Source organism: Acidocella sp. KAb 2-4 (assembly GCF_020567705.1).
Classification (GTDB): Bacteria; Pseudomonadota; Alphaproteobacteria; order Acetobacterales; family Acetobacteraceae; genus Acidocella.
Genome location: NZ_JAJDJU010000049.1, coordinates 1 through 5,231, shown reverse-complemented (window position 1 = coordinate 5,231; position 5,231 = coordinate 1). Strand labels below are relative to the sequence as shown.

Annotated in this window: 2 tRNA genes and 2 rRNA genes; all 4 read right to left on the bottom strand. The window is 55.1% G+C overall.

The features are described 5' to 3' along the window. Positions 1–167: 167 nt before the first annotated feature. Positions 168–3,047 (bottom strand): 23S ribosomal RNA (locus LI953_RS15005). 257 nt (positions 3,048–3,304) lie between these two features. Continuing rightward, positions 3,305–3,380: transfer RNA gene (locus LI953_RS15000), tRNA-Ala, on the bottom strand. Between the two features lie 21 nt (positions 3,381–3,401). Then, positions 3,402–3,478 (bottom strand) — tRNA-Ile (locus tag LI953_RS14995). Positions 3,479–3,595: 117 nt separating this feature from the next. Continuing rightward, positions 3,596–5,126 (bottom strand): 16S ribosomal RNA (locus LI953_RS14990). The 16S and 23S rRNA genes sit together here with 2 tRNA genes alongside, the layout of an rRNA operon. Positions 5,127–5,231 lie beyond the last annotated feature (105 nt).

Sequence of the window (5,231 nt, the reverse complement as noted above, 5' to 3'; positions counted from 1 at the left end):
TTTCACGGTCCTGTTCGGGATGGGAAGGAGTGGTTCCACCTCGCTATGGTCATCAGGCGTAACTGGTGGGTTGCGGGGTCCGTGGTCTGTGCCACGTGGGAATCCCTGCAACCGGGATTCGGGAGCTGACGCTGTGTTGCGATTGGATCGAGCCAGATCAAGGTTATAGGATCAAGCCGCACGGGCAATTAGTACTGGTTAGCTCAACGCATTACTGCGCTTCCACACCCAGCCTATCAACGTTGTAGTCTTCAACGACCCTTCAGGGGGATCGAGTCCCCAGGGAGGCCTTATCTTGAGGCGAGTTTCCCGCTTAGATGCTTTCAGCGGTTATCTCTTCCGCACATAGCTACCCGGCGATGCCACTGGCGTGACAACCGGTACACCAGGGGTGCGTCCACTCCGGTCCTCTCGTACTAGGAGCAGGCCCTCTCAAGCCTCCAGCGCCCACGGAAGATAGGGACAAAACTGTCTCACGACGTTTTAAACCCAGCTCACGTACCTCTTTAAATGGCGAACAGCCATACCCTTGGGACCGGCTACAGCCCCAGGATGAGATGAGCCGACATCGAGGTGCCAAACACCGCCGTCGATATGAACTCTTGGGCGGTATCAGCCTGTTATCCCCAGAGTACCTTTTATCCGTTGAGCGATGGCCCTTCCATACAGAACCACCGGATCACTATGTCCTGCTTTCGCATCTGCTCGACTTGTCAGTCTCGCAGTTAAGCACGCTTATGCCATTGCACTATCAGCACGATTTCCGACCGTACCTAGCGTACCTTCGAACTCCTCCGTTACGCTTTGGGAGGAGACCGCCCCAGTCAAACTGCCCACCATGCACTGTCCCCGATCCTGATTCAAGGACCAAGGTTAGAACCTCAAACACACCAGGGTGGTATTTCAAGGTTGGCTCCACCGGAACTAGCATCCCGGCTTCAAAGCCTCCCACCTATCCTACACAGATCTGTTCAAAGTCCCATGCAAAGCTGCAGTAAAGGTTCATGGGGTCTTTCCGTCTTTCCGCGGGGAGATTGCATCATCACAAACATTTCAACTTCGCTGAGTCTCGGGAGGAGACAGTGTGGCCATCGTTACGCCATTCGTGCAGGTCGGAACTTACCCGACAAGGAATTTCGCTACCTTAGGACCGTTATAGTTACGGCCGCCGTTTACCGGGGCTTCGATCAAGAGCTTGCACCCCATCACTTAACCTTCCGGCACCGGGCAGGCGTCACACCCTATACGTCCACTTTCGTGTTTGCAGAGTGCTGTGTTTTTAATAAACAGTCGCAGCCACCTTTTCACTGCGGCCCCCTTCTGCTTCGACCGCGAGGGTCTCCACATACCAGGGGCGTACCTTATCCCGAAGTTACGGTACCAATTTGCCGAGTTCCTTCTCCCGAGTTCTCTCAAGCGCCTGAGAATACTCATCTCGCGCACCAGTGTCGGTTTGCGGTACGGTCCTGTCGAGCTGAAGCTTAGTGGCTTTTCTTGGAAGCAGAGTATCAATCACTTCGGCGGCAAGCCGCCTCGTCGTCACACCTCAGCTCAGCCCCCCGGATTTGCCTAAGGGGCACGCCTACATGCTTGAACCGGGACATCCAACACCCGGCTGACCTAACTTTCTCCGTCCCCACATCGCACTCGACAGTGGTACAGGAATATTAACCTGTTTCCCATCAGCTACGCATTTCTGCCTCGCCTTAGGGGCCGACTCACCCTACGCCGATGAACGTTGCGTAGGAAACCTTGCGCTTACGGCGAGGGGGCTTTTCACCCCCTTTAACGCTACTCATGTCAGCATTCGCACTTCCGATACCTCCAGCACCCCTTCCAGGACACCTTCGCAGGCTTACGGAACGCTCCTCTACCACGTGACCAAAGGTCACATCCGCAGCTTCGGTATATGGCTTAGCCCCGTTACATCTTCCGCGCAGGACGACTCGATCAGTGAGCTATTACGCTTTCTTTAAAGGATGGCTGCTTCTAAGCCAACTTCCTGACTGTCAATGCCTTCCCACTTCGTTTCCCACTTAGCCATATTTGGGGACCTTAGCTGGCGGTCTGGGTTGTTTCCCTCTTGAGTCCGGACGTTAGCACCCGGTGCTCTGTCTCCCGTGCTGACACTCTTCGGTATTCGGAGTTTGCCTTGGTTTGGTAAGTCGCCATGACCCCCTAGCCAAAACAGTGCTCTACCCCCGAAGGTGATACACGAGGCACTACCTAAATAGTTTTCGAGGAGAACCAGCTATTTCCGGATTTGTTTAGCCTTTCACCCCTATCCACAGCTCATCCGCTAATTTTGCAACACTAGTCGGTTCGGACCTCCAGCTGGTGTTACCCAGCCTTCATCCTGGCCATGGATAGATCATCCGGTTTCGGGTCTACACCCAGCGACTCGACGCCCTGTTCGGACTCGGTTTCCCTACGCCTTCCCTATTCGGTTAAGCTCGCCACTGAATGTAAGTCGCTGACCCATTATACAAAAGGTACGCCGTCACCCTTGCGGGCTCCGACTTTTTGTATGCATACGGTTTCAGGATCTATTTCACTCCCCTCCCGGGGTTCTTTTCACCTTTCCCTCACGGTACTTGTTCACTATCGGTCGACTACGAGTATTTAGCCTTGGAGGATGGTCCCCCCATGTTCAGACAGGATTTCACGTGTCCCGCCCTACTTGTCGCACGCCTAGTTCCACACGGATGATTTCAGGTACGGGGCTATCACCCACTATGGCGGCCCTTTCCAGAGCCTTCCCCTGTCTTCCATGCTAAAACGTGCAGGCTGGTCCGATTTCGCTCGCCACTACTTTCGGAATCTCGGTTGATTTCTATTCCTCGGGTTACTTAGATGTTTCAGTTCGCCCGGTTCGCCTCCCGTGCCTATGGATTCAGCACGGGATACCCTTGCGGGTGGGTTTCCCCATTCGGACATCTGCGGATCAAAGCTTGATTGCCAGCTCCCCGCAGCTTATCGCAGGCTTCCACGTCCTTCGTCGCCTGTAGTCGCCAAGGCATCCACCGTATGCACTTCGTCGCTTGATCCTATAACTTTGACCTGGGCCTTGCGACCCAACCAAAGCCATAAGCTCTCGTTGATGAAGTTCGATGCAATCGCAACAACATGTCCCTCATCAGAACATGTCGTCAGCTTCCGAATTGTTAAAGAGCACAGCCGATCGTCTTCACGATCAAGGGCCAGCACACCGCGCGTCCTTCCGCGCATGCGCTCGCCTTTGATCATGCCTTCTTGTGTGTGTGTGTGCCCCGCCCTCGAACAGGGCCGGCGCGACGTACAGGGTTGGTGGAGGTGAACGGGATCGAACCGATGACCCCCTGCTTGCAAAGCAGGTGCTCTCCCAGCTGAGCTACACCCCCAGCGCGTCCTCTTCCCGTACCTGGTGGGTCTGGTTGGGCTCGAACCAACGACCCCCGCCTTATCAAGACGGTGCTCTAACCAGCTGAGCTACAGACCCAGGACCGTCCTCGGCTGCGGCCAGCTGGCCACGTCAACCTTGCCAATGTCACTTGCACAACTACACAGGCTGCCTAGCCGATAAGCGTGGGCGCTTGACCCTTGCGAGAGTTTCCAGAAAGGAGGTGATCCAGCCGCACCTTCCGATACGGCTACCTTGTTACGACTTCACCCCAGTCATGAAGCCTACCGTGGTCATCGCCCTCCTTGCGGTTAGGCTAATGACTTCTGGTAAACCCCACTCCCATGGTGTGACGGGCGGTGTGTACAAGACCCGGGAACGTATTCACCGCGGCAAGCTGATCCGCGATTACTAGCGATTCCGACTTCATGCAGTCGAGTTGCAGACTGCAATCCGGACTACGAACGGTTTTCTGGGATTGGCTCCCCCTCGCGGGTTGGCAGCCCTCTGTACCGTCCATTGTATGACGTGTGTAGCCCTACCCATAAGGGCCATGATGACTTGACGTCATCCCCACCTTCCTCCGGTTTGTCACCGGCAGTCCCATTAGAGTGCCCTTTCGTAGCAACTAATGGCAAGGGTTGCGCTCGTTGCGGGACTTAACCCAACATCTCACGACACGAGCTGACGACAGCCATGCAGCACCTGTGTTCCGGCTCTCTTTCGAGCACTCCCAAATCTCTTCGGGATTCCAGACATGTCAAGGGTAGGTAAGGTTTTTCGCGTTGCATCGAATTAAACCACATCATCCACCGCTTGTGCGGGTCCCCGTCAATTCCTTTGAGTTTTAACCTTGCGGCCGTACTCCCCAGGCGGTCAACTTCACGCGTTAGCTTCGTTACTGAACAGTTGCCCGTCCAACAACCAGTTGACATCGTTTAGGGCGTGGACTACCAGGGTATCTAATCCTGTTTGCTCCCCACGCTTTCGTGCATGAGCGTCAGTACAGGTCCAGGGAGCTGCCTTCGCCATCGGTGTTCCTCCGCATATCTACGCATTTCACTGCTACACGCGGAATTCCACTCCCCTCTACCGTACTCCAGTCGGATAGTCATCCATGCCATTCCCAGGTTAAGCCCGGGGATTTCACATCGATCTTTCCCAACCGCCTGCGCACGCTTTACGCCCAGTAATTCCGATTAACGCTCGCACCCTACGTATTACCGCGGCTGCTGGCACGTAGTTAGCCGGTGCTTATTCTGCAGGTACCGTCATCCATCCATGGTATTAGCACGGACGATTTCTTTCCTGCCAAAAGTGGTTTACAACCCGAAGGCCTTCTTCCCACACGCGGCATTGCTGGATCAGGCTTGCGCCCATTGTCCAAGATTCCCCACTGCTGCCTCCCGTAGGAGTCTGGGCCGTGTCTCAGTCCCAGTGTGGCTGGTCGTCCTCTCAGACCAGCTACGGATCGTCGCCTTGGTGAGCCTTTACCTCACCAACTAGCTAATCCGACATCGGCCGCTCCATCGACGCAAGGCCTTGCGGTCCCCTGCTTTCACCCGTAGGTCGTATGCGGTATTAGCAACGCTTTCGCGCAGTTATCCCCCATCGTTGGGCACGTTCCGATGCATTACTCACCCGTTCGCCACTCGCCGCCAGGGTTGCCCCCGCGCTGCCGTTCGACTTGCATGTGTAAGGCATGCCGCTAGCGTTCAATCTGAGCCAGGATCAAACTCTACAGTTCAATCCATCAGTTCACTCAATCAAGAATCACGGATTTCTCCGTACTCTAGCGTTGAGCGTTCAAACTTTTCTCTTGAATTCCCGAAAAGCCAAACGCCCACACTTA